The organism is Streptomyces sp. YS415 (assembly GCF_023544665.1).
In the GTDB taxonomy this organism is placed as follows: domain Bacteria; phylum Actinomycetota; class Actinomycetes; order Streptomycetales; family Streptomycetaceae; genus Streptomyces.
Map to the genome: position 1 here is coordinate 92,328 of NZ_JAMJFL010000009.1, position 23,646 is coordinate 115,973.

Consider the following 23,646-nt stretch of genomic DNA (forward strand, 5'->3'; position numbering starts at 1 on the left):
GTTGCGATACCGGTCCTGTATCGGGTGACGGGCTTGGCCAGGTCACACAGAGCGAGCCGGGTACGGTAGGCCCGGACGGCAGCCTCCGACCGTACAAGCATGCCGGTCGGGACCGACGGAGAGGGCTGGTAGGTAGCTTATGGAAGAGCCGCGTCGCCTCGGCGGCCGGTACGAGCTGGGCCAAGTGCTCGGCCGTGGTGGCATGGCCGAGGTCTACCTCGCGCATGACCAGCGCCTCGGCCGCACCGTGGCAGTGAAGACGCTGCGCGCGGATCTCGCGCGCGACCCGTCCTTCCAGGCCCGCTTCCGCCGGGAGGCCCAGTCGGCCGCCTCGCTCAACCACCCCGCGATCGTGGCTGTCTACGACACGGGCGAGGACTACATCGACAACGTGTCGATCCCGTACATCGTCATGGAGTACGTCGACGGGTCCACCCTTCGTGAGCTTCTGCACAGTGGCCGCAAGCTGCTGCCGGAGCGCTCGATGGAGATGACCATCGGCATCCTCCAGGCCCTGGAGTACTCCCACCGCAACGGCATCGTCCACCGTGACATCAAGCCGGCCAACGTCATGCTGACGCGCAACGGCCAGGTCAAGGTCATGGACTTCGGTATCGCCCGTGCGATGGGCGACTCCGGGATGACGATGACGCAGACGTCGGCCGTCATCGGCACCGCCCAGTACCTCTCGCCGGAGCAGGCGAAGGGCGAGCAGGTCGACAACCGGTCCGACCTCTACTCGACCGGCTGCCTGCTGTACGAGCTGCTGACGGTACGGCCGCCCTTCGTGGGCGACTCCCCGGTGGCCGTGGCCTACCAGCACGTCCGCGAGGAGGCCCAGCCGCCGTCGGTCTTCGACCCCGAGATCACGCCCGAGATGGACGCCATCGTCCTGAAGGCACTGGTCAAGGACCCGAACTACCGCTACCAGTCCGCCGACGAGATGCGGCTCGACATCGAGGCCGCCCTCGACGGCCAGCCGGTCGCGGCCACGGCGGCGATGGGCTCGGTCGGCTACGGCGGCTACCCCGACGACCAGCCGACGACGGCCCTGCGCTCCTCGGACGCCGGCGCCACGTCGATGCTGCCGCCGATGAACCCGGACGACGGCGGCTTCGGCTACGACGACCGCCCCGACCGGCGCCGCCAGAAGAAGTCCAACACCTCCACGATCCTGCTGGTCGTGGCCGCGGTGCTGGTCCTCGTGGGCGCCATCCTGATCGGCAAGTGGATCTTCGACGGTGAGGGAGTGGCCAACAACACCACGAAGGCGCCGGACTTCGTGGGCCTCACCCTCGAGAAGGCCGAGCAGCGGGCCAAGAACGCCGAGCTGACGCTGAACCCCACCGAGAAGCCCTGCGAGAACCAGACCAAGGGCAAGATCTGCTCGCAGACGCCGATCGGGGGCACGACCGTCGACAAGGAGTCCACCATCGACGTCGTCGTGTCGACCGGGGCGCCGAAGGTGGTCGTGCCGAGTGTGCTCGGGGACGACTTCGAGGACGCCAAGGCGAGGCTGGAGGACGACAAGTACGAGTTCGTCGTCAAGAAGAAGGAGGAGGTGTCGTCGGAGCCGGAAGGCACCGTCACGGCACAGGATCCCGAACTCGGCGACGAGGTCGAGAAGGGAACCACGGTCACCCTCACCGTGGCCAAGGCCGAGGAGAAGGCGACCGTTCCCGATGTCGTCGGCAAGAGCTGCGACGAGGCGAAGACCCAGATGACGGCCAATGAGCTGGTCGGCGAGTGCACCGAGGTCGAGACCCAGGACCCGAACCAGGTGGGCAAGGTCATCAAGACCACCCCCGCGGCGGGCCAGACGGCCGACCTGGGTTCCAAGGTGAACATCGAGGTCGGCAAGCAGCCCGCGAACACCCAGGTCCAGGTCCCGCAGATCCAGGGCCAGAAGCTCAAGGACGCCAAGAAGATGCTGACGGACGCGGGCCTGGTGGTCGGCAACATCGGCGGCTCCCAGGACGACAACGCCACCGTCCTCAACTCCAACCCGCCCCCGGGCACCGCGGTCAACAAGGGCCAGACGGTCGACATGATCGCCGTCGACGGCGGTGGCGGCGAGGACGGCGGTAACGGCAACGGCGGAATCTTCGGCGGAGTGAACGGCGTGACGTTCCGCACGGAGGACTGACCCCCGGCTCAGCCCGTACGACGACGGCCCCGGTTCCCCTTGGAGGGGAGCCGGGGCCGTCGTCGTAGGTCCGCTGCCTAGCGCAGTTCCTTCGGCGGGGTGCGCTGGTCGTCGACCTTTTCGACGCGGTCAAGTTCGCCCCACACGACGAAGCGGTAGCGGCTCGTGTAGACCGGGGTGCAGGTCGTCAGGGTGATGTAGTGGCCCGCCTTGGTCCGGCCCGATTCCTGCGGGACCGCGCCGAGGACCTTGACGTTGTACTTCGATGTCTCCGGGAGGGCGGCGTAGACCTTGTAGACGTACCACTTGTCCTTCGTCTCGAAGACGATCGGGTCGCCCTTCTCCAGCTTGTCGATGTTGTGGAACTTCGCGCCGTGGCCGTCGCGGTGGGCGGCGAGGGAGAAGTTGCCCTTCTTCCCCGAGGTCGGCAGGGTCGCCTTGACCGGGTCGGTGTAGTAGCCGGCGACACCGTCGTTGAGGATCTTCGCCGTGGTGCCCTTCTCGACCAGGATCTCGCCCTTGGTCATGTCCGGGACGTGCAGGAAGCCGATGCCGTTCCCGGAGTCGTAGGTCACCGGGCCCTCGGCGGCCTCCTGGGCCCAGCCGTCGCGGACCTTGTCGCCCTGCTGGTCCGCCTTGCGGTCCGCGATGACGTTCGTCCACCACAGGGAGTAGACGACGAACAGGCCCAGCACCAGGCCCGCCGTGATGAGGAGTTCACCGAAGACGCTGATCGCCGCCGCGACACGGCCGGTACCCCGGCGCCGGGGGGAGGTGGGGGTGCCCGTCAGCTCTTGCTGCTCGGTGGTCGCTGCCACTGTTCATCTGCCCTTACTGGACGAGCGCATCCGGCTTGCCCTTGCTGCGCGGCCGTTCCTCGGCCATCTTGCCCCAGACGATCATCCGGTACTTGCTGGTGAACTCCGGCGTGCACGTGGTGAGCGTGATGTAGCGGCCCGGCCCGGTGAACCCCGAGCCCTTCGGCACGGGGTCCAGCACGCTCACGTTGCTCGGCGCCGTCACCGGCAGGATCGACGCCATCTTGTAGACGAAGTAGTGGTCCTGCGTCTCCACGACGATCGGATCGCCGGGCTCCAGCCGGTTGATGTAGCGGAACGGTTCGCCGTGGGTGTTGCGGTGCCCCGCGAGACCGAAGTTCCCCGTCTTCGCGTCCGGCATCGCCGTCTTCAGCGCGCCCTCCGCGTAGTGCCCGACCATCCCCCGGTCCAGCACCTTCTTGCTGTTGATGCCCTCCGCGATGGGGACCACCACGTCCAGCTTCGGGATGTGCAGGATGGCGAAGCCCTGCCCCGGCTCGAAGGTCCCGGGACTGCGCTTGCCGCTCTCCCAGTCCTCCTGGAGGCTGTCCTTCGCCTTGTCGGCCTGTGCCTGCGCCCGCACGTTCGTCCACCACAGCTGGTAGCTGACGAAGAGCAGCATCAGCACCCCGGTGGTGATGAACACCTCGCCGATCAGCCGGCTGACCAGTACTCCCGGACTCGGCTTGCGGGCCCGCGCCTGCCGGCGCGCCTCCACCCGCGACAGCGGCCGGTTCGGCGCAGACTCGGCGGCGGACGCCTGAGCCGCGCCCCCATGACGCCCACCACGCCGCTTGGCGGCCTTTCTGCGGGCCGCACGGCCCCCGACCGGGGTTCCGGAAGCGGAGGCACCGGACCCGGCCGCAGACGCGGATATCGGCGCGGACGGTTCCGGAACCCGCAGCGCCACCGTCTCGTCGTCGGCCGGCTCCCAGGGCTCCGCCGGACCCGCGCTGTCGTACCACCCCCCGAGCGCACCGGAGTCCCCGTACGGCTGCTCTCCGTACGAGGCACCGGACTCGCGCTCGGGGCGCAGTTGGGTCACGCCGTGGCCCTGCCCACCACCGGGGCGAGCCCCGCCGACCTCGCCACGGCACCCTGGTCGCCGCACTCCGCCAGCCAGTTCGCCAGCATCCGGTGACCGTGCTCGGTCAGCACCGACTCGGGGTGGAACTGCACGCCCTCGACCGGGAGTTCCCGGTGGCGCAGGCCCATGATGATCCCGTCGTGGGTGCGCGCCGTGACCTCCAGCGCGGCCGGCACGGTCGCCGGCTCGGCGGCCAGGGAGTGGTACCGGGTGGCCGTGAAGGGGGAGGGCAGGCCGGCGAAGACGCCCTTGCCCTCGTGCTCGACGGGTGAGGTCTTGCCGTGCAGCAGCTCCGGCGCCCGGTCCACCACACCGCCGTACGCCACCTGCATCGACTGCATGCCCAGGCAGACGCCGAAGACGGGGACGCCGGTGGCCGCGCAGTGGCGGACCATCTCGACGCAGACGCCCGCCTCCTCGGGGGTGCCGGGGCCGGGCGACAGCAGCACCCCGTCGAAGCCGTCCTGGGCGTGCGCCGTGGACACCTCGTCGTTGCGCAGGACCTCGCACTCGGCGCCCAGCTGGTACAGGTACTGGACGAGGTTGAAGACGAAGCTGTCGTAGTTGTCGACGACGAGAATGCGCGCGCTCACTGGTTGTCCACCGTCACATCACCGAAGGGGAGAAGAGGCTCGGCCCACGGAAAGACGTACTGGAAGAGGACGTACACCACGGCCACGACCAGCACGAGTGAGAGCAGGGCCTTCACTCCCGCGTTTCCCGGCAGATGCCGCCAGATCCAGCCGTACATGCCGTCCCTTCCGTAGCGCCACGGCACCGGACTCACGCCGTACCGTCCACCAGACTAACGGCGCAGGGCCGCCGGTTTCCCGGCCTCCACGGGCTGTGTGGCGTCCAGATGCGCCCAGACGATCAGGCGGTGGCTGTGGCCCCACTCCGGTTCGCACGTGGTCAGCGTGAGATAGCGGCCCTGACGGGTGTACCCCGATTTACGCGGCACGGGGTCGATCACCTCAATGTCCGTGGGCACGGTTTTGTAGGGGCCCTTGTCGATGCGGTACGTGAACCAGGTCGTGCCGTCCGTCAGCACCACCGCGTCGCCCCGGCGCAGCCTGGGGAAGTCCTTGAACGGGTCGCCGTACGTCCGCCGGTGGCCCGCGACCGAGAAGTTGCCCCGCTGCCCGAGCCGCGCGGTGTGCGCGTAGTGGCCGAGGCCCTTCTTCAGGGTGCCGGTCGAGGTGCCCTCCAGCACCGGTTTGTTCCACGTGAAACCGAGCCGCGGGATGTACATGATCGCGAAGGGCTTGCCGCTGCGGTACGCCGCCGGCTCCGGCGCGGTGGTGGCGGAGGCACCGGCGGCAGGACTCGGCCGGGCGCTCCCCCGGGCCCACTGGTCTTCCAGCTGCCGGATCTGGTCGTCCATCACGTGGTCGGCCTTGACGCCGGTCCAGAACAGTACATAGGTGACGAACAGGACTATCACCGTGCCGACCGTGATGCAGAGCTCGCTGATGGTCCTGACGACAAGGCGCACCGGCGGCTCCGGGTCGGTCTCACTCCACGGGCTGGGCGTACTGCAGATCCACTGTGCCCGAGTAGCCGGGAAGAGTCACCGTCTCGTCCTCGGTCACTTTCCAGCCCAGGCCGTACACGTTGACGTAGACCATGTAGTTCTGGATCGCCGGACTCTCCGCGAGCGCCTTCTGGAGCTTCTCGGGCTCCCCGACGGCCGTGATCTTGTACGGCGGTGAGTAGACGCGGCCCTGGAGGATCAGGGTGTTGCCGACGCAGCGGACGGCGCTGGTGGAGATCAGCCGCTGGTCCATGACCTTGATGCCCTTGGCGCCGCCCTGCCAGAGCGCGTTGACCACGGCCTGGAGGTCCTGCTGGTGGATGACCAGGTAGTCGGGCTGCGGCTCGGGATAGCCGGGCAGCTTCGCGGTGGCGTCCGGCGGGGCGTCGTTCAGCGTGACCGTGATCGCCTCACCGGTCACCTTCTGGGTGCCCGCGCGCTTCTCCAGACTCGCGAGCTTCTCGTCCTCGGCCCTGGTGCTGCCGTCGTCGCGCTCCGCGAGGCCCTCCACGTCCTCGCGCAGGGCGGCGTTCGACTCGTCCAGCTCGCCGTTCTTCAGGCTGCGCTCATGGATCAGGTCCGAAAGCTTCAGCAACGAGGCGTCCGTGCGGATGTTGGTGCCCTTGGCCGTGTTGAAGCTGGTGAAGAAGATGAGGCCGGCGAGAGCGAAGACGGCAGCGGTGAGCACCCGCACGGGCCGGAAACGGCGCCCGCGGGCAGGACTGGATCCCGGTGGGGGAAAGTCGGCAGAATTGCTCAACGTACCCTTATCTCCTTCGGCGCCACGGAAGCACTACGCTAACGGACGCCCGGGGGAGCACTCAGTGTCCCCTTGTACGCTGCCCCGAGCCAGCCACAGTTCCCTGCGCGGCCACGCAGCGCATCGACAGGAGAGACCCTCGTGCCGAAGTCACGTATCCGCAAGAAGGCCGACTACACGCCGCCGCCGGCGAAGCAGGCGACCGCCATCAAGCTGACCAATCGCAGCTGGGTGGCACCCGTCATGCTGGCCATGTTCGTCATCGGGCTGGCCTGGATCGTCGTGTTCTACGTGACCGACGGTTCGCTGCCCATCGACGCGTTCGGCAACTGGAACATCGTGGTGGGCTTCGGCTTCATCGCGGCCGGATTCGGCGTCTCCACGCAGTGGAAGTGACGGCCACGCCCCGGTGAACTCACCTCTGCCCAGGGCTATCCCCTGAGTTATCCACAGCGGTTTTCCACATGGGGAAAAGAAAGACGATCTGTGGATAACCCCTAGGGCGTTGACGCCGGTGTGACGGAAGTACCGGCAATCGAAAAGGCATTCGCCCCCTGCCTGACCTGCGGAAACACGGGTCGGTGACAGGGGGCACTGCTGTTCCCGCACCCTATGCACAAGATCCGGCACCTGCTGTGGACAACAGCCCCGCTCAGCTGTGGAAACGCACGGCTCAGGTGAGCTGTGCGGTTCTCACCAGGATGAGCCCGACGAGCACCGCCAGCACCACCGCACAGGTGCCGTACTGGACCAGGGACCGCCGCTCGCGCGGGGCGTGGACCATGCCGTAGCCGACCACCACGCCGGCCACCAGGCCGCCGATGTGTGCCTGCCAGGAGATATTGAAGCCGGGGCTGAAGGTGAAGAGCAGGTTGATCGCCAGCAGGGCGAGGATGGGCCGCATGTCGTAGTTCATGCGCCGCATCAGGACGGCGGTGGCGCCGAAGAGCCCGAAGACGGCACCGGAGGCGCCGAGAGTGGCCGTGGTGGGGGAGGCCGCGAGATAGGCGAGGGTGCTGCCCGCCAGGCCCGACACCAGGTACAGGGTCAGATAACGGGTGCGGCCCAGGGCGGCTTCCAGAGGGCCGCCGAGCCACCACAGGCTGAGCATGTTGAAACCGATGTGCCAGATCTCCTCGTGGGTGAACACCGAGGTGAACAGGCGGTACCACTCCCCGCCCGCGACGCCCTGGGTGGGCGTGAAGGGCTCGGGCGGCCAGGCGCCGAGCAGCACGAGATCGTTCAGCAGCGACGGCCGGGCCTGTACGGCGATGAACACCGCGAGGTTGATGCCGAGGAGGATCTTGGTGATCAGTCGGGGGTCCGCAGTGAGCGTGCCGCCCGCGATCGTGCGCGGACGGGCCGCGGTGGGCGCGTGTCCGGTGCCGGAGCCGGTGCGGACGCAGTCGGGGCACTGGAAGCCGACGGAGGCGCTGACCATGCAGTCGGGGCAGATGGGGCGCTCGCACCGGGTGCAGCGGACGCCGGTCTCCCGGTCCGGGTGCCGGTAGCAGCCGGGCAGGCCCTGGGCCTGGTGCGCGCTGTCTGGCGCCTGGTCCATGAGATCCCCTAAGTCGTCGTCCCGGCATGCACCCGCCCCGCCCATCTTTACGGATGAGCGGGGCGATTGGTTCCCTTCGGGCAGGCCCTAGCGGGTCTCGACGACGACGGATTCGATGACGATGTCGGTGACCGGGCGCGTGGTGCGCGGGTTGATCTGCGTGGTGGCGATGGCGTCCACGACCTTCTGGCTGGCCGGGTCGACGACCTCGCCGAAGATGGTGTGCTTGCGGTTGAGGTGCACCGCCGGGGCGACGGTGATGAAGAACTGCGAGCCGTTGGTGCCCGGCCCGGCGTTGGCCATGGCCATCAGATACGGCCGGTCGAAGCGCAGGTCGGGGTGGAACTCGTCCTCGAACTCGTAGCCGGGGCCGCCGATGCCGGTGCCCAGGGGGTCGCCGCCCTGGATCATGAAGCCGCTGAGCACCCGGTGGAAGATCGTGCCGTCATAGAGGGGGGTGCTCGACCGCTCACCGGTGGCGGGATTGGTCCACTCACGCTCGCCCTTGGCGAGTTCGACGAAGTTGCGCACCGTCTTGGGCGCGTGGTTCGGCAGCAGCCGTACGTCGATGTCGCCGTGGCTGGTCTTCAGGGTGGCGTGGAGCTGCTCGGCCACGATGTGCCTTCCTTTGTCTACTGGTGACCCTCCGATCCTTGCAGAAATCCGGTCGAGTGACCCCGGGCCGGGGGCGCGCGGCGGCGATCCGTGGCATTGTCGACGACAAGCTCCTGTTGCCCTGTATTCATCTGTGTGACCTGGTTGCCCTGTGTGACCTTGATGCCTCTGCGTGACCCGGATGCCCGCCCTTCACATGCCCCCGAGCTCATTCGCAGGCATGATCCGTAAAAGGGTGGAAAGTCGAAATACGTAACGCCACCGAGGAGGAGGAACCGTGACCCGCAAAGACAGCGTGCGCGCCGCAGCCGGCTCGGCGAAGGACAGCGTGCGGCACGCCGCGGAAGTGGTGGCGCCCTACGCCGGCACAGCCAAGGACTCGGCCGTGCACTACGCACAGGAGGCGCGCGTTCGGCTCGCGCCGAAAGTGTCCCAGGCCGCCGAGCAGGCCCGCGTGCAGTACGACGCCCTTGTCGCCCCGCGACTGGAGCAGGCCCTCACCCATGTGCCGCCGAAGGTCGACCACGCCGCCCAGGAGGCCGCACTCCGTACCCGACTCGCTGCCCGCCAGGCGGCCGACTACTCCCGCCCGCGGCTGGAGCAGGCGGTCGCGGTGGCCGTGCCCATGAAGGCCGAGGCCGCATCCCGCAGCGTGGCCGCGCTGGCCGCGCTCCGCGGGCAGGTCTCGCCCGAGGAGATCCACAAGCTGGTCCGCAAGCACGAGCGCCGGGCGCGGGCCGGCCGGCTCGCGAAGGCCCTGCTCGTCGCGGGCGCTCTGTCGGGCGCCGCGTTCGCCGCCTGGAAGTGGTGGGACAAGCAGGCCAACCCGGACTGGCTGGTCGAGCCCCCCGCCGCCACCGAGGTCCCGGAGACGGGCCCCCTCGCCTCGGTGGACGGCAGCGCCCCCTCGGTCCTCGACCCCGAGGTCGAGGAGAAGGAGGCCGAGGAGGCCGCGAACCGCGAGGAACGCCCGTGACGTGACGGCGTTCCGAGCACAGCGCCCCGTGGGGCGGGAGACCTGTCGGGGGTTTCCCGCCCCGCGGTGCTGTTTCACGTGAAACAGAACGCCCCGAATGCCGGCAGCCGGGCCGCCCGCCGTCGTCTTCTGTACCAGCGTGCGATTCCTGCTGGGATGTCGATCTCTGCTTGGAAATCGACAGGTTCTCCTTTGCGATGATGGCTCGGCAGGAAGAGTCCCTGACGGTGCTCCGCCCCGTTGCGGTGTCTGAATAGACACGGCTGCGGCACGTGAACCCGCTACACCAGCGTCACCGACCGGGTGTCCCGGAAACCATCCGTGCGGAAGCGGCCCGTCAGCGCCTCGTCGGGTGCGCCCGACAGGATGAGGAGATCGTGGCCGGGGGCCTGCGCAGACTCCGGCCAGGACAGTCGGGTGCCGTGAACAGTCCCGGCTGTACGACGTGAGTCTGAGCGAACTCCCAGGTGTTCAGAGCTGCGTCGAGGCCCCCGGGGCCAGGCGCAGGTGCTCCGTGCCGCCCAGCCCGCCGATCTGACGGGGGTCGGGGACGGTGAGGGCATCGCCGGGGTGGAAGACCGTGCCGGAGGCGTCGCCCTGCACGAGATAGCCGACGTTCGTGATGCGCGGGATGTCCGGATGGATGACGGCGTGCAGTTCGCCATGGACCTGGACCTCGAATCCCGCCGCAGTGAACGTGTCGCCGTGGCCGACAGTGTGGACGCGGCCCGGGAACGCGGAGGTCACCTGCTCCACGACCGATTTCAGGGTCGGCGCCGAGCGCGGCGTCCTGCTCTGAGAACCCGCCCGGGTCGATGACAAGGGTTCGGCCGTCCTTCGCCAGGCGGACGCAGGCATGGGAATTCTTGGTGAGCTTCTTGGGACCCATCCCCGTGCGGAACTGTTCGACGGAGCGTCAGCCACGGTAGACACTGAAGCGCTTGGTCAGAGTGCGGACCAGCGCGTGCTCCCCCACCACGCCGACCGCGCAGACGCTCAGTTCGCCCGGCGCCGCCTGGGCGACCAAGTCCCGGTAGGCGTCGAAGGAGTTGCTGAGCGACTGGCCCTGGGAGGTGAACAGCACGGTGGGCAGTCCATCCGCCCGGGCGGCCTCGGCGAGAGCGGTCAGGTGACTGCTCCGCCCGGAGAGCACCAGGGTGTTGAAACGGATGCCGGCATGCAGCGCGCCCTCGGCGTCACGCACGTCGTCCGCGTAGATCCGGTCGTCGAGGCGAGCCAGTTGGCCCATGACGATCGCGGAGGCGTTGGCGACCGCCCCCGCGTCCAGCGATTTGTCGACGGCGATGGCCGTACGGAGAAGGTCGGACACTACTGCTGGTTCCTCCGCTCGAACACGACGAAGCTCATCGGTGTACCGGCCGAGAGCACCTCGATGATCTCGAGACCGTAGTGGTCGGCGCAGGTCCGGTTGGTGATGGCGGCCGCGATACGGGGGTTCTCCAGGGCGCCGCGGCAGGCCGCGCTGTTGGACATGGCCTGGACCGCGTCGTCCGTGCGGCTCTCGACGCCGGCCTCGAACAGGACTCTGGTCGCCGGGTGGTAGTGGACGGTGTCGAAGCGGTGGAGGGCCGCATGTTCCTCAGGGGCGGCGAGGACCATGTCGGGCAGCGTGCTGACGAATGCCTCGACCGCGCGCAGTCGCGGGTCGAAGAAGAAGGAGCGGATCTCCGGGTACGCGCCGGCCACGAGCAGCGCGTCGTGCCGTCCGTCCTTCACCGACGTGGCTGCGAGTTCGAACGACGGGTAGCCGACCAGCCGGCCCGCTCTCCCCTGTGCCGCCGCCCACCGCATTCCCACGGTGACGCTACAGGTCAGACCCGCGGGATCGTCCGCGAGTGTGGCGGCGGAGCGATAACGCATGGCCGGCGTGATTTCCGTGGAAAATGCCGCCGTCTCCTGGTAGCCATCGATCTGGGCAGTCATGGTCAGCTCCCGCCCACATAAGAGATGAAGGGGGAATAATCACTGCTGCTCGATTTCATAGAAGCCCACCCCGTCAAGATATCGAATCGTCCCCATGTCACGGTGGACGATTTCTTCCACTTCATGCATCAGATTGACGATCACGGGATACGTCGTGTCATCCACGGTCGGCACGATCCGGTCACCCGGCCGCACGAGCTCCCACACCTCGTGGAAACTCTCCAGCGACTTGATCCGGTCGAGCTCGGGGTATTCCGCGAGCTTTCCGGCGACCGGAGAAATGAGCGCCACCCAGGCGAAGTACCGGTCAATTTCGTAGGGCTCGCCCCGGCGGGCAAGGAATCTTCGGGGCCTGACATACGCGTCCACGGCCCAGTCGAGCTGGGACTCGCCGGTGGCCAACTGGGCGTAGTGCGGCAGGTCGCCGCCGGACAGCCGGGCACCCGCCTCGATGAGACAGGGGCCCTGCGGGGTCATCTTCAGCTCCACATGCGCCGGGCCGTGCCGGATGCCGAGCGCGTCCAGTACGGCGAACGCGTACTCAACCAGCGCGTCCTGGACTTCGCCCCGGCGCGGCACGATGTAGCAGGCGCCGGACAGGTCGGTGATCCCGTTGACGGAGTACCGGGAGCTGCGCCAGATCTCGGCGGCGTGGTGACGGCCGCCGAGACTCGCCGTGTTGACGATGTACTCCGTACCCACCAGGTATTCCTGGGCGAGGACCGCCTTATTGGTCGCGGAGAAGATGTCGTCGGACCCGATGAGCCGGCGGAAGGCCTCGGCCGACTCCTGCGGTGTGTCGCAGAACGCGACGCCGTCCCCGCCCGCGCTGCGCAGCGGCTTGACCACGATCCGGCCGCCGGTCTCCCGGTGCCAGTCCACCAGTTCGTCCTCGGTCTCGGTGCGCAGCTGCCGTGCGGTGAGCAGGCCTGCGTCGCGTGCGGCCTCGGCCATCGCGGCCTTGTCCCTGCGGGCCTCACTGAGCCGGGTGCCATTGGACGGCAGTCCGAGAGCCTCGCTCAGGATGTCGGCGAAAGCCACTCCGTATTCGCCGCCGGCCATGACGGCGACCGGCCGGTAAGGGGCGATCGCTTTCAGCGTCCGGTCGAGGTCACCGTCGTGCACGATGTTCGCCGCGTAATTCTCCAGTGCCGGGCTCGACGACCGGTACACGGCGGGCGGCTCGGGGGAACTCTGGACCCGTACACACGGAAATCCGGCCCGATTAAATGCGGGCGCTATATGGCGAGCGGTCTGTGGAACACCGTGCGATGCCGTCTCATAGGTGTCCACGAGAACGACGTGGGACTTCTCCGCCGTACGCGTATCCATCCGCACCATTTCCCCCGTACCTGTCGGAACAATATGCATCCTTCACTGTTCCCATAAGATCCGTCAACCTCGATCTCACCATTCGGAATGCTGCTCGCCCGCAGTCGACGTCGACAGTCGAGCCGCTATCGTGCGAGGATTCCCGCCTATGTGGACCAAGCGATATCCCGCCACACCTGGGCGCTTTTCAGCCATAACCCAGGCCAGATTCGGCGGTCTTCCCGGACCTTTCTGGATTCTCTGGTCAGGAACCCTGATCAACCGACTCGGCACGATGGTCATCCCCTTTCTCTCCTTTTATCTGAGTCGTGAGCGGGGATTGACGGCCACGGAGGTCGGTGCCGTTCTCGCCGTGCTGGGGTTCGGCGGGGTGCTCTCCCAGCCGATCGGCGGAGTGATCGCGGACCGCTGGGGCCGCCGCGTCGCGCTGACCGGCGGCATGCTGGCCACGGGTGTGCTCATGCTGGTCCTCGGCTATGCCAGGAGCACCCCCGTCATCGTCGTGGTGGTGTTCCTCCTGGGCCTCGCCCTGGACCTGTTCCGGCCCGCGTCCCAGGCGATCGTCGCTGACCTGTTCCCGCCCGAGGGCCGCCCCAGGGCCTTCGGGATGCTGCTCTGGGCGGTGAACCTGGGCTTCGCCCTTTCCATGGCGCTCGGCGGGGTGCTGGCCAGGAACGGGTTCCTCACCCTGTTCTGGATCGATGCGCTGAGCTGCGCCGTCTTCGGTGTGCTCGTCTGGCGAGGGGTGCCGGAAGGGAGCGCCCGGCCGACAAGAATCGCCCAGGGGCGCGCCACCGACGTCCTGCGGGATCAGGTGATGGTCACCTTCGTCTTCCTGACCCTGCTGTGCGCCTTCGTCTTCATGCAGGCCCTCACCACCCTGCCCCTGGCGATGGAACGGCAAGGGCTGCCCACGTCCTCGTACGGCCTGGTCATGGCTCTCAACGGGCTGACCATCGTGGTGCTCCAACCGCTGATCGGGCACCGGCTCGGGCAGTTCGACCGCACCCACGGGCTGGTCCTCGGCATGGTGCTGATGGGCGTCGGCAACGCCGCCACGGCCTGGGTGTCCACCACTCCCGGGTACGCCGGCGCGGTCGCCGTGTGGACGGTCGGCGAGGTCCTGCTGACCTCGATCGGCTCCGCCCTGGTCGCCGACCTGGCACCGGTGCACCTGCGCGGCCGGTACAACGGCCTGTACGGACTGGCCTGGGGGCTCGGGTCGTTCACCGCGCCGCTCGGCGGCACCCGCCTGCTGGAGATCGGAGCCCCCGTGCTCTGGTACTCGTGCGCCGCGCTGTGCGGTGCGGCGGCTGCCGGGCAGTTGGCCCTGCGCGGCGCGGTCCGACGCCGGATCGCGGTGGCCGAGGACTGACCGAACGGCGGGTCGCGACCAGCCCGGGACACCGCGCCGTCCCGCCTCCGGCCGGCACCTCCCGGGCGGGAAGGAACCACGCAGGCCGACAGAACCCCCTCGCCTCCGGCGACCGGCTGGTTCCGCCCGGCGGTACGACAGCGTCAGTCAAGCGTCTCCTTGCGGAAACGCTGTGACGCGAAGAGGAAACGGTCGTTCGCGGTGCGCTCTCCGACGCTGATCCGCACGCCCTCGCCGTCGAACGAGCGCACCAGCACTCCCTCGTCCTCACAGGCCTGGGTGAAGGCAGTCGTGTGCTCGTGGGTGGCGAGCCACACGAAGTTGGCGTGCGACGGAGGCACGGTCCATCCCTGCTCGGACAGCGCCGACGTCACCCGGTTCCGCTCGGCCACGAGCAGGGCCACCCGTTCCCGCATCAGGGCGTCGGCCCGCAGCGAGGCGATGGCCGCGTCCTGGGCGAACCGGGTCACCCCGAACGGTACGGCCGTCCTGCGCAGCGCCGCCGCGACGGGTTCGTGCGCCACGGCGAAGCCCACGCGCAGACCGGCGAGCCCGAACGCCTTGGAGAAAGTGCGCAGGACACAGACATTGGGGCGGTTCCGGTACACCTCGATCCCGTCGGGAAAGTCGTCGTCTCGGACGAACTCGATGTACGCCTCGTCGAGAACCACCAGCACGTCTGAGGGAACGTGGTCGAGAAAGCGTTCCAGCTCTGCTCGGCGCACGATGGTTCCGGTGGGATTGTTGGGGTTGCAGACAAAGATGAGCCTGGTGTGCTCGGTGATCGCGGCGGCCATCGCGGTGAGATCGTGCGCCGCGCCAGTGGTGAGCGGGACCCGCACGGAGTCCGCCCCGACGATCTGCGTGAGCACCGGGTACGCCTCGAACGACCGCCAGGCATAGAGGACTTCGTCCCCCGGCCCGACGGTTGCCTGAAGCAGTTGCTGCGTGACGCCCACGGATCCCGTACCCGTCGCGATGTGGGACTCCGGCACGTCGAGGTAGGTGGAGAGCTCACGGACGAGTTCCCCGCAGGCCAGATCGGGATAGCGGTTGACACTGGCCGTACCGGCGAGCGTCCGTTCCAGCACGCCGGGGAGCGGCGGAAAGGGGTTCTCGTTGGAGGACAGCTTGTACACGGAGCCGTCCTGCGCGCCGGAAGCCGCCACGGAGCGCCCCGGCTGGTAGCCGGGTATCGACTCAAGGACCGGCCTCAGTCTGGGTGCGTGCTCGCCCACTCGCCCTGCCTCCTCAGCTCACGACGACAACGAGCGGCAATGTTCCTTCAGGCCTTCCGCACGTTCAAGGGCGGTCCATTTGCTGAGCGTTGACCGCTGGGCCACGTGGTGCCCGGCACCGACAGGCTCATCAAGCACACTGAGGTGACGGGTGAGGTCATCGGCATCAAGGGGATGTACGAGGCCGCTACCCAGGCCGAAATCACCACCCCGAAACAGGCCGAACTCCAGCGCCCGACTCGACGAGTCTGTCGATACTGGACGCCCGTGCGGGTCACCGCAGCATGGGCACCGATGCCGCCCGGACCTGAGCAAGGCCGCCGGCACGTCCAGCCGCTCGGCGAGCAGCACACGGCGCACTCCTCACGGCGCATCCGCATCGAGCACGGCATCGCGCACCGCAAGAGTTGGTGGCTCGCACCCGACCTCGGCCGACGCGGACACGTAGTCCGGCGGGTCGAACGACGGCCGGCTGCCAGTCACGCGAGCCGCGTTTCTTGCGATTGCAGGTTGTGGTCTCCCGCTCCGGTGCACTGAGCGCGGACGTTGATGTCCCCGGTGATCAGCTCTTTCGCGTCGGCCTGGGCCTGGAGCGTGATGAAGATCCGATGTCAGGTACCGCCCCGCTGCCGGCGGCGGAACAGTCGTACACCCGACCCCACGGCCCGTACTCGGCGAGGAGGCCACGGGCCACTCACGCACGCCCCTGAGACCGACGCGGCTCTTGGCCGGACAGACCCATGATCCGCGAGGAGCCGGACACGGCAGCGCACCAAAATGCCCCCTGAACCGCGTTTCCGCAGACCAGAGGGCATTTATGTGTGGAGCCTAGGGGAGTCGAACCCCTGACATCTGCCATGCAAAGACAGCGCTCTACCAACTGAGCTAAGGCCCCTCGACAGGGGACGTCCAGCCGGAAGCGTCGCAGATCCGGTGGGCGCCGCGAACCAGAGTACCGGGTCGCCCGGGGTATCTCGCAAAAAGATTGGGGGTCCCGGTGGCCGACCACTCTCCGTAAGATGCTCCGCGTGGTTCGCTGGAGCGAACCGCGGTTCTGGGGAAGCGATGGGGAGACGCAATGGACGCCGCACAGCAGGAAGCGACCGCGAGAGCGCGGGAACTGCAGCGGAACTGGTACGGGGAGCCACTGGGGGCGCTCTTCCGTAAGCTGATAGACGATCTTGGTCTGAACCAGGCTCGTCTGGCGGGGGTACTGGGACTGTCCGCACCGATGCTGTCGCAGCTGATGAGCGGTCAGCGGGCGAAGATCGGCAATCCGGCCGTGGTGCAGCGAGTGCAGCTGCTTCAGGACCTGGCGGGGCAGGTCGCGGACGGCAGCGTGAGCGCGGCCGAGGCCACCGAGCGCATGGACGAGATCAAGAAGTCGCAGGGGGGCTCGGTGCTGAGCAACAACACCACGCAGTCGACGAACAACTCGGGGGCGCCCACGGTCAAGCGGGTGGTCCGCGAGATCCAGTCCCTGCTGCGCTCGGTCGCCGCCGCCGGCGACATCATCGAGGCCGCCGACACCCTCGCCCCGACCCACCCGGAGCTGGCGGAGTTCCTGCGGGTGTACGGGGCGGGCCGCACCTCCGACGCGGTCGCGCACTACCAGTCCCACCAGAGCTGACCCCGCGCCCCGGTCACCGAAGGGGGTTCGGCGGGCCGGGGGACGGAGGAGGGATGCGAGGGGGTCGCATCTCACGGCGCAAGGGGGAGTCGTATCGCTCGTCGAGGGGGAAGCAAGGGGGGTAAGCGGAGGGGGAGGAGCGGCGCACAGCCATGGGTGAGGTCTTCGCCGGGCGGTACGAACTCGTCGACCCGATCGGACGCGGAGGGGTGGGCGCGGTATGGCGCGCCTGGGATCACCGCCGCCGCCGGTACGTGGCCGCCAAGGTGCTTCAGCAGAGCGACGCGCATTCCCTGCTGCGCTTCGTGCGCGAGCAGGCCCTGAGGATCGATCATCCGCATGTGCTCGCCCCCGCGAGCTGGGCCGCCGACGACGACAAGGTCCTGTTCACCATGGACCTCGTCGCCGGTGGTTCGCTGGTCCATCTGGTCGGCGACTACGGCCCGCTGCCCCCGCCCCTCGTCTGCGTCCTGCTCGACCAACTCCTCTCGGGGCTTGCCGCGGTGCACGCCGAGGATGTGGTGCACCGGGACATCAAGCCCGCCAATGTGCTGCTGGAAGCCACCGGCACGGGCCGGCCGCGGCTGCGGCTGTCCGACTTCGGCATCGCGATGCGGCTGGGCGAGCCACGGCTGACCGAGACCAACCTCGTGGTCGGAACGCCCGGTTACCTCGCGCCCGAGCAACTGCTGGGCGCGGAACCGGACTTCCCGGCCGATCTGTTCGCCGTAGGGCTGGTGGCGCTGTATCTGCTGGAGGGGGCCAAGCCGGATGCCAAGGCGCTGATCGAGTATTTCGCGGCGCATGGCACCCCGGGGGCGCCCAAGGGGATACCCGAGCCGCTGTGGCAGGTCGTGGCGACGCTGTTGCAGCCGGATCCGCAGGGGCGGTTCCGCACGGCGACCGGGGCCCGCAAGGCGCTCGCCTCGGCGGCCGAGCTGCTGCCGGAGCCGAGGCCCGACGACGAGATCATCGAGATTTTCGACCAACTCGGGCCGCTGCCGCAGGGGTTCGGGCCCGAGGGGCCACTGACGAGGGCGCCCGGCGTGGATCCCACCCGGCGGGAAGCCAGGGCCGGCAGGTCGGACACGGGCGGCTTCCATCTGCCACCACCTCACGTACAGCCCCAGCCCCAGGAACAGCCCCAGGAACAGCAGCAGCCCCCGCACAGCCCTACCCATGTCCTGTCCACCCCTCGCCCGTACGTCCCGCAGTACCCCGCGCAGCCGCCCACCCCGGTGCCGCACCGGAGTCCCGACACTGCCTCTACTGCTTCGTACACCGCTCAGGTCCCGGAGGTTCCCCCTCCGACCACAGGCCACCGCACGGCCCGCCGCCTGGCCGCCCGCCGGGCCGCCCGCCGCCCCGGCCCGCCCGCGAGGATCGCGATCCCCCTGCTGCTGCTCGCCCTGGCCCTCTACGCCACGGGTTTCTGGGCCCTGACCCGCATCTGACGAGGGGCGCAACCCCGGTACCCCATCCCATCCGCACCTGAGCACCTGAGCACCTGAGCCCGCTCCCACCTCAAAATCCCTGAGCCCGCTCCCCGCCCTCACAGAACCCGCCGCCGCCCCGCCACCGTCCACACCGCCAGCGTGGCCACGATCACCGTCCCGCCCCCGATGCCGCTCACCGCGAGGACCGACATCAAGGCGTCGTCGTCCCCCGCGCCGCCTCCGCCGCCGGACGGCACTCCGCCCAGCTCCCCCACGCCCCCGGGCGACGCGAACACGTCCTGGGGCCGGAACCGGCCGTCATAAGCCGGTCCGCTCCGCGCCGGGCCCTCCACCCGCACCCGCAGCGTCAGGGCGAACGGCCCGTCCCCGAACCGCTCGGCCACCTGTGCGCTCAGATGCACGACGAGGTAGTAGGAGCCCCCGAACCGCATCCCCGTGATCCGGTCGCCGTTGCCGAACCGGTTCTCGTACGCCACCGGCGGCAGCGGATCCAGCGAGGCGGAACGCTGACTGCCGTTGTAGTTGAGGCTCGCGTCGTCCAGCGGCGCCCGCACCGGGTTGTGGACGGACAGTTCCAGCGCCCCCACCACCACCCGGGAGCCCTCCCCCGAGCCGGCCAGCTCGGCGGTGGCGTGCAGCCGCTCCCCCCAGTCGACCGGCACCCGGTAGAACACGGTCCCCCCGGGCTGCAGGTCCGAGCGCCACACGCCCTGCCCGAGGGAGACGGCCGAGGCGAACCCCGCGCCGCCGTCCCGTCGTACCGCCTCGCCCGTCAGGGGCGCGGGAGAGCCGGGGTCCCCGGACTCGGGGGCGCCGGTCGGTACGGCCTCCTCCAGCGGGGGCTCCGCGAAGGCGGCGAGTTCCAGGTCCCAGGCGACATCGCCGACGGCCGGCGTACCCACCCGCTCGACGACCACGTAGTAGGTGCCCGCCTCCGCGCACCGCGTGCGGTCCGCGGACCGCTCCCGCATCGCCACCGCCGTGAGCGGACGCGCGCTGCTGCCGCCGCCGAAGGTCTCCGTCTCGAAGGAGCAGGAGCCTCCGTCGGCGTCCTGCACCGACACCCGGAGCCCGTCGGAGGCGGAGACGGTCGCGTCCGCCGGGGGAACCGCGGTGGCGGAGACGTACGCGGTGGAGGTGCCGTCCAAGTCCAGGCGGTAGTAGACATCGGTGCTCACCGGCAGCGAGCTGCGGTACGCCCGTCCGGGTTCCAGCCGGGCGGCGTCCGCGGTGCTCGCGACGCCCGGGACGGTCGTGGCGTCGGGGGAGAAGCCATAAGGCGTCGGCGCCGGGGCCGCAACCGCGGAGGGCACCCCGGCACCCGCCCCGCTACCGCACAGCACCGCCGTCACCACGGCCACGCGGCACACCGCGCGCCACCACGCCGTACGCCGCCCCATCACGCGCCACCCCTTGTCGTCGCCGGACCGGGAACGTGCCCCATCCTGCCCACCCGGGCCGCGAGCCACCCGCGGAAAACACAAAACCCCGACCGCAACCACGGCCGGGGTCTGTTCTCAGCTCAGCTTGTCGGAATTCTCACGAACCCGTGGGCACGGAGTCAGTCGCCTCCGTCCACAGATCCTGCTCGGCGCGATCCGCCTGGATCTGGCGGTACACGAGGAGCCCGCCGATGGCGGCCAGTGCGACCAGGAGAAGCTTCTTCACCGCGCGACCTCGTCTTTCGTTGACGTAGGGGACCTCTGGCGCCCGACTATACACACCGACCGATATCGATCGGTGACCTGTACGAGCCCCCCAACTCGCCATGGCTGGACCGCAGTAGGAACGGATGGCGGCCTTCCGATCCGAGGGTGATCAGACCCTCACACACGGTGATTTTGGGATCTCTTCTCCGCATTTCCGGCCACTTGCACCCATCCGGGTGGTGTTCATCTGAACATCGACGCGCCACGGGCCCAGGTCCACCACTTCGCGGCCTCCATACACATCATGAGGAAAGTACGCAAATCGCCCAACCCGAAAGTGAGGGGCCATGGCCCGGAACAAGGTCATGACGCTGTGGACCGCCATCGTCACCGCCTTCCTCGCGCTGTGCACGGCGCTCGGACTCGTCACCACGACCGCCGCCGCGGCCGTACCTCCCACCGAGTCGGCCCGCACCAGCGGCAGCGACAGCACCGCGCAGTCCCCGGTGCCGGCGATGTCCCTCTGGGCCTGGTCCTACGCCAGGTCACTGCCCCCCACGATGAAGCAGCGCATCCGCGCCGAGGCGCACGGCAAGACACCGAGCTGCCGCCACCACGCGGACACCGAAGCGGACCCGGAAGCGGAAGCGGAAGCCGGACCGGCCGCGCTCGACTGCGACACCACCGACGCAGATGCCGCAACCCGAGCCGCAGCCGAGGCCGAAACGCCCGTCGGTGTGATCGTCGGGACCAGGGACATCCCGCTCCAGCGCTGAGCGCGCACCGCTCGCGCACCTGATCCTCCTCCCCCGTCCGTCCTGGCGAACTTGCGTACAGCTCCGCCCTCATCCGACGCCCGGCCACGCGAAGACGTGGCCGGGCCTCGTCGTAGCCTGACCCCATGTCTCGCATATCCGGAGGGCGCCGGCGGGTCATTGTCGTCACCGCTGTGCACGGCCCCGCAGCCCGCTTCCTGCCGGAGGCGTACGCCTCGTTATGCGCGCAGCGGCTGCCCGACGGCTGGGAATGGCACTGGCTCGTGCAGGAGGACGGGACGAGCGACTGCGTCGCCCCCCATGTCCCCGACGACGCCCGGGTCACCTTCCGGCAGGGCCGGTCCGGCGGCCCCGGAGTGGCCCGCACCATCGCGCTCGCGCACGCCGACGGGCCCTATGTGAAAGTGCTGGACGCCGACGACCGGCTCACCCCGGGAGCGCTCGCCCGTGATCTCACGGTGCTGGAGCGCGACGCGGGGATCGGGTGGGCGGCCTCACGGGTGCTGGACCTGCTGCCCGACGGCTCCACCGCCGCATTCCCCGGAGACCCCGACGACGGCCCGGTCGAACGGGGCGCGGTGCTCGACTTCTGGCGGGCCAACGACTTCCGCTCCCAGGTCCACCCGGCCTCGCTCTGCGTACGCCGGGAACTGCTGCTCGCCCTCGGCGGCTGGATGGCGCTGCCCGCGTCCGAGGACACCGGACTGCTGCTCGCCCTGAACGCCGTGAGCCGCGGCTGGTTCTCGGCCCAGGCCGGGCTGCTCTACCGGAAGTGGGCGGGTCAGGTCACGAGCCAGGCCGCGCACATCGAGCCGGCGGAGCGGGCGGCCCGGATGGCGGTGGCGGAGGCACGCGCGCATGCGCTCGCCGCCAGCCGGTGGACCTACGACCCGCCGAGCACGATCGCCTGGGACGGGCACAGTTCCGCCGCCTCGCGCACCTCCGGCTCACCGCCGCTGTCCTCACGCCCGGCCCGGACGGCCCCGAAGCCGTCGCGCGCGGTGAAGACGGACGGCACGCGGTAGACGCAATCGCCGGATCCGTAACACCGCTCCGGGTCCACGGAGACCTTCGTCATCTGCACTCCCGTCTCTCCCCGGGTGACTGCCCGTGCCGAGGGGCCGTCAATCAGCGGTCGAAGGGCAGATCGAGCATCCGGATGGCGTTGCCGCGCAGCAGCTTGTACGTCACCTCGTCCGACAGGCCCGCCATGTGCTCGGCCGCGACCTGCTTGGTGTGCGGCCAGGTCGAGTCGACGTGCGGGTAGTCCGTCTCGAAGGTGGCGTTGTCCACGCCGACCGTCTCGATGGCCTCGATGCCGTGCCGGTCCCGGAAGAAGCAGCAGAAGATCTGCCGGTAGTAGTACGTCGACGGGGGCTCCGGGATCAGGTCCTTCACCCCGCCCCAGGCCCGGTGCTCCTCCCAGACGTCGTCCGCACGCTCCAGGGCGTACGGGATCCAGCCCATCTGCCCCTCGCTGTAGGCGAGTTTGAGCCGCGGGAACTTCACCAGGACCCCGGAGAAGAGGAAGTCCATCATCGAGGCCATGGCGTTGTTGAAGCTCAGCGAGGCCTGCACGGCGGGCGGGGCGTCCGGGGACGCGGCCGGCATCTGGGAGGAGGACCCGATGTGCATGTTCACGACCGTGCCGGTCTCCTCGCAGGCCGCGAAGAAGGGGTCCCAGTAGCCGCAGTGGATGGAGGGCAGTCCGAGGTAGGTCGGGATCTCGCTGAAGGTCACCGCACGGACCCCGCGGGCGGCGTTGCGGTGGATCTCCGCGACCGCCAGGTCGATGTCCCACAGCGGGATCAGGCAGAGCGGGATGAGCCGGCCGCCGCTGTCGCCGCACCACTCCTCGACCATCCAGTCGTTGTAGGCGCGCACACAGGCGAGCCCGACCTCCTTGTCCTTGGCCTCCGCGAAGGTCTGGCCGCAGAAGCGGGGGAAGGTGGGGAAGCAGAGCGAGGCCTCGACATGGTTCATCTCCATGTCCGCCAGGCGCGCCTTGGGGTCCCAGCAGCCCCGTCGCATCTGCTCCCGGGTGATCCCGTCGAGCGTCATCTCGTCCCGGGAGAAGCCGACGGCCGCGATGATCCGCTTGTACGGGAAGAACGCGCCCTCGTACTCCCACCAGTCGGTGATCTGGCCGTCGGGGTCGGTGGTGAACCGGTACTTTCCGCCCACGTACTCCAGCTCACCGATCCCGGCGGTGAAGGGTTTGGGGCCCTTGTCCCGGTACTTGGCCGGAAGCCAGGTCTCGAAGAGGTGCGCGGGCTCGATCACGTGATCGTCCACGCTGATGACCTTGGGCAGTTCCCTGGTGCCGTTCGCGACCTCGACCACGCCGGGTGCCTCCCGCCTCGCATCTGACGGTTCGTCAGAAATGAAGGTAAGCCCCCGGGGTGAAAGCGGCAAGCATCAGGGGCAGGCGAGGGGAGCGGATGCCGCGTCGTTCGGCACCGGTCCCTCCCCTCGCGGGGACCGGTGCCAAACGACGCGCTGGTGTCGGTCCCCGCCGGAGCGGGACCGAGGACTCGGGAGGTAACGGGGTGCGCGGACGGGTGATCGTTCTTCCGTCACTGCGGCAAGGGCGGCGGAGGCCGGCAGCCTCTCCGGACGACGCGCGGTTGACTGGCTACGCGGTGTGATCCTGCCAGTTGGTCTCGTTTCCGAGGAGGTTCGGGTTTTCCGTCCAGGGCTTCCGCCCAGGTCAGCCGTATAAAGTGAGTTTTCCGGTCCGGACGTCCG

General features: G+C 69.1%; 24 protein-coding genes, 1 tRNA gene and 2 pseudogenes. 8 read left to right on the forward strand and 19 right to left on the reverse strand.

Going from position 1 to position 23,646, the window contains the following annotated elements:
• Positions 1 to 139: 139 nt before the first annotated feature.
• A complete protein-coding gene (gene pknB, locus M8H82_RS13745; RefSeq protein WP_250073566.1) occupies positions 140 to 2,146 on the forward strand; it encodes a Stk1 family PASTA domain-containing Ser/Thr kinase in 2,007 nt (668 codons plus the stop codon).
• A gap of 77 nt (positions 2,147 to 2,223) precedes the next feature.
• Here pknB and M8H82_RS13750 read toward each other — a convergent pair whose 3' ends face one another.
• Genes M8H82_RS13750 through M8H82_RS13775 form a run of 6 tightly spaced genes read right to left on the reverse strand, consistent with a single transcriptional unit; the run spans position 2,224 to position 6,345 of the window.
• Complete coding sequence (locus M8H82_RS13750; RefSeq protein ID WP_250073568.1) at positions 2,224 to 2,964, reverse strand: class E sortase; 741 nt, start codon at positions 2,962 to 2,964, stop codon at positions 2,224 to 2,226.
• A 13-nt stretch (positions 2,965 to 2,977) separates the two neighbouring features.
• Entirely contained in the window at positions 2,978 to 4,009 is a 1,032-nt protein-coding gene (locus M8H82_RS13755; RefSeq protein WP_250073570.1) for a class E sortase, read from the reverse strand.
• Positions 4,006 to 4,644 carry an aminodeoxychorismate/anthranilate synthase component II gene (locus tag M8H82_RS13760; RefSeq protein WP_250073572.1) on the reverse strand — a complete coding sequence of 213 codons (639 nt, stop codon included), beginning with the start codon at positions 4,642 to 4,644 and terminating at the stop codon, positions 4,006 to 4,008. Before M8H82_RS13760 ends, M8H82_RS13755 begins: the two co-directional genes overlap by 4 nt.
• Positions 4,641 to 4,838, reverse strand: coding sequence for a hypothetical protein (locus M8H82_RS13765; protein ID WP_250073574.1), 198 nt, complete (start codon positions 4,836 to 4,838; stop codon positions 4,641 to 4,643). The genes M8H82_RS13760 and M8H82_RS13765 overlap by 4 nt, the downstream gene beginning before the upstream one ends.
• Before the next feature lie 18 nt (positions 4,839 to 4,856).
• On the reverse strand, positions 4,857 to 5,546 hold the full coding sequence (locus M8H82_RS13770; RefSeq protein ID WP_250073576.1) for a class E sortase: 690 nt from the start codon (positions 5,544 to 5,546) through the stop codon (positions 4,857 to 4,859).
• 19 nt (positions 5,547 to 5,565) lie between these two features.
• Positions 5,566 to 6,345, reverse strand: a complete 780-nt coding sequence (locus M8H82_RS13775; RefSeq protein WP_250073578.1) for a DUF881 domain-containing protein — start codon at positions 6,343 to 6,345, stop codon at positions 5,566 to 5,568.
• 141 nt (positions 6,346 to 6,486) lie between these two features.
• Between M8H82_RS13775 and crgA the strand changes: the two genes are divergently transcribed.
• Positions 6,487 to 6,741: a cell division protein CrgA gene (gene crgA, locus M8H82_RS13780; RefSeq protein WP_250073580.1), complete on the forward strand. Its 255-nt coding sequence runs from the start codon at positions 6,487 to 6,489 to the stop codon at positions 6,739 to 6,741.
• A gap of 277 nt (positions 6,742 to 7,018) precedes the next feature.
• On the opposite strand, the gene M8H82_RS13785 is transcribed toward crgA, so the two are convergent.
• The gene (locus M8H82_RS13785) at positions 7,019 to 7,906 is read right to left on the reverse strand and encodes a rhomboid family intramembrane serine protease (protein WP_250073582.1); all 888 of its coding nucleotides are present in this window, start codon (positions 7,904 to 7,906) and stop codon (positions 7,019 to 7,021) included.
• An 87-nt stretch (positions 7,907 to 7,993) separates the two neighbouring features.
• Positions 7,994 to 8,521 carry a peptidylprolyl isomerase gene (locus M8H82_RS13790; protein ID WP_250073584.1) on the reverse strand — a complete coding sequence of 176 codons (528 nt, stop codon included), beginning with the start codon at positions 8,519 to 8,521 and terminating at the stop codon, positions 7,994 to 7,996.
• 277 nt (positions 8,522 to 8,798) lie between these two features.
• On the opposite strand from M8H82_RS13790, the gene M8H82_RS13795 reads away from it, so the two are divergent.
• The gene (locus tag M8H82_RS13795; protein ID WP_250073585.1) at positions 8,799 to 9,497 is read left to right on the forward strand and encodes a DUF5324 family protein; all 699 of its coding nucleotides are present in this window, start codon (positions 8,799 to 8,801) and stop codon (positions 9,495 to 9,497) included.
• Between the two features lie 471 nt (positions 9,498 to 9,968).
• On the opposite strand, the pseudogene M8H82_RS13805 reads toward M8H82_RS13795, so the two are convergent.
• The 4 genes and pseudogenes from M8H82_RS13805 to M8H82_RS13820 all read right to left on the reverse strand — a co-directional run bounded on the left by M8H82_RS13805 (position 9,969) and on the right by M8H82_RS13820 (position 12,773).
• A pseudogene (locus tag M8H82_RS13805) lies at positions 9,969 to 10,386 on the reverse strand (MBL fold metallo-hydrolase).
• A 27-nt stretch (positions 10,387 to 10,413) separates the two neighbouring features.
• Positions 10,414 to 10,827, reverse strand: a complete 414-nt coding sequence (locus M8H82_RS13810) for a DUF2000 family protein (RefSeq protein ID WP_250073588.1) — start codon at positions 10,825 to 10,827, stop codon at positions 10,414 to 10,416.
• Complete coding sequence (locus M8H82_RS13815; protein WP_250073589.1) at positions 10,827 to 11,441, reverse strand: hypothetical protein; 615 nt, start codon at positions 11,439 to 11,441, stop codon at positions 10,827 to 10,829. The genes M8H82_RS13810 and M8H82_RS13815 overlap by 1 nt, the downstream gene beginning before the upstream one ends.
• 39 nt (positions 11,442 to 11,480) lie before the next feature.
• Entirely contained in the window at positions 11,481 to 12,773 is a 1,293-nt protein-coding gene (locus tag M8H82_RS13820) for an ATP-grasp domain-containing protein (protein ID WP_250073591.1), read from the reverse strand.
• A 148-nt stretch (positions 12,774 to 12,921) separates the two neighbouring features.
• Between M8H82_RS13820 and M8H82_RS13825 the strand changes: the two genes are divergently transcribed.
• Positions 12,922 to 14,148 (forward strand): MFS transporter, encoded by a 1,227-nt coding sequence (locus M8H82_RS13825; protein WP_250073592.1) that lies wholly within the window; start codon positions 12,922 to 12,924, stop codon positions 14,146 to 14,148.
• Positions 14,149 to 14,291: 143 nt separating this feature from the next.
• On the opposite strand, the gene hisC is transcribed toward M8H82_RS13825, so the two are convergent.
• The 3 genes from hisC to M8H82_RS13840 all read right to left on the reverse strand — a co-directional run bounded on the left by hisC (position 14,292) and on the right by M8H82_RS13840 (position 16,281).
• Positions 14,292 to 15,386, reverse strand: coding sequence for a histidinol-phosphate transaminase (gene hisC / locus M8H82_RS13830; protein WP_250073594.1), 1,095 nt, complete (start codon positions 15,384 to 15,386; stop codon positions 14,292 to 14,294).
• An 18-nt stretch (positions 15,387 to 15,404) separates the two neighbouring features.
• On the reverse strand, positions 15,405 to 15,737 hold the full coding sequence (locus M8H82_RS13835; protein ID WP_250073596.1) for a hypothetical protein: 333 nt from the start codon (positions 15,735 to 15,737) through the stop codon (positions 15,405 to 15,407).
• A 471-nt stretch (positions 15,738 to 16,208) separates the two neighbouring features.
• Positions 16,209 to 16,281 (reverse strand) — tRNA-Ala (locus M8H82_RS13840).
• Positions 16,282 to 16,464: 183 nt separating this feature from the next.
• On the opposite strand from M8H82_RS13840, the gene M8H82_RS13845 reads away from it, so the two are divergent.
• Positions 16,465 to 17,016 carry a DNA-binding protein gene (locus tag M8H82_RS13845; protein WP_250073598.1) on the forward strand — a complete coding sequence of 184 codons (552 nt, stop codon included), beginning with the start codon at positions 16,465 to 16,467 and terminating at the stop codon, positions 17,014 to 17,016.
• A 152-nt stretch (positions 17,017 to 17,168) separates the two neighbouring features.
• Positions 17,169 to 18,470 (forward strand): serine/threonine-protein kinase, encoded by a 1,302-nt coding sequence (locus M8H82_RS13850; RefSeq protein WP_250073600.1) that lies wholly within the window; start codon positions 17,169 to 17,171, stop codon positions 18,468 to 18,470.
• 98 nt (positions 18,471 to 18,568) lie between these two features.
• Here M8H82_RS13850 and M8H82_RS13855 read toward each other — a convergent pair whose 3' ends face one another.
• Together M8H82_RS13855 and M8H82_RS13860 are read right to left on the reverse strand one after the other, a co-directional pair.
• Complete coding sequence (locus M8H82_RS13855) at positions 18,569 to 19,873, reverse strand: hypothetical protein (protein ID WP_250073602.1); 1,305 nt, start codon at positions 19,871 to 19,873, stop codon at positions 18,569 to 18,571.
• A 139-nt stretch (positions 19,874 to 20,012) separates the two neighbouring features.
• Positions 20,013 to 20,141, reverse strand: a complete 129-nt coding sequence (locus M8H82_RS13860; RefSeq protein ID WP_003999697.1) for a DLW-39 family protein — start codon at positions 20,139 to 20,141, stop codon at positions 20,013 to 20,015.
• 328 nt (positions 20,142 to 20,469) lie between these two features.
• On the opposite strand from M8H82_RS13860, the gene M8H82_RS13865 reads away from it, so the two are divergent.
• Together M8H82_RS13865 and M8H82_RS13870 are read left to right on the forward strand one after the other, a co-directional pair.
• Positions 20,470 to 20,898 carry a DUF6344 domain-containing protein gene (locus M8H82_RS13865; RefSeq protein ID WP_250073605.1) on the forward strand — a complete coding sequence of 143 codons (429 nt, stop codon included), beginning with the start codon at positions 20,470 to 20,472 and terminating at the stop codon, positions 20,896 to 20,898.
• Positions 20,899 to 21,023: 125 nt separating this feature from the next.
• A pseudogene (locus M8H82_RS13870) lies at positions 21,024 to 21,791 on the forward strand (glycosyltransferase family 2 protein); the annotation flags it as partial.
• Here M8H82_RS13870 and M8H82_RS13875 read toward each other — a convergent pair.
• On the reverse strand, positions 21,782 to 21,976 hold the full coding sequence (locus M8H82_RS13875) for a ferredoxin (protein ID WP_250073607.1): 195 nt from the start codon (positions 21,974 to 21,976) through the stop codon (positions 21,782 to 21,784). The pseudogene M8H82_RS13870 and the gene M8H82_RS13875 overlap by 10 nt on opposite strands.
• Positions 21,977 to 22,026: 50 nt before the next feature.
• A complete protein-coding gene (locus M8H82_RS13880) occupies positions 22,027 to 23,241 on the reverse strand; it encodes an amidohydrolase family protein (protein WP_250073608.1) in 1,215 nt (404 codons plus the stop codon).
• Between the last annotated feature and the right edge of the window lie 405 nt (positions 23,242 to 23,646).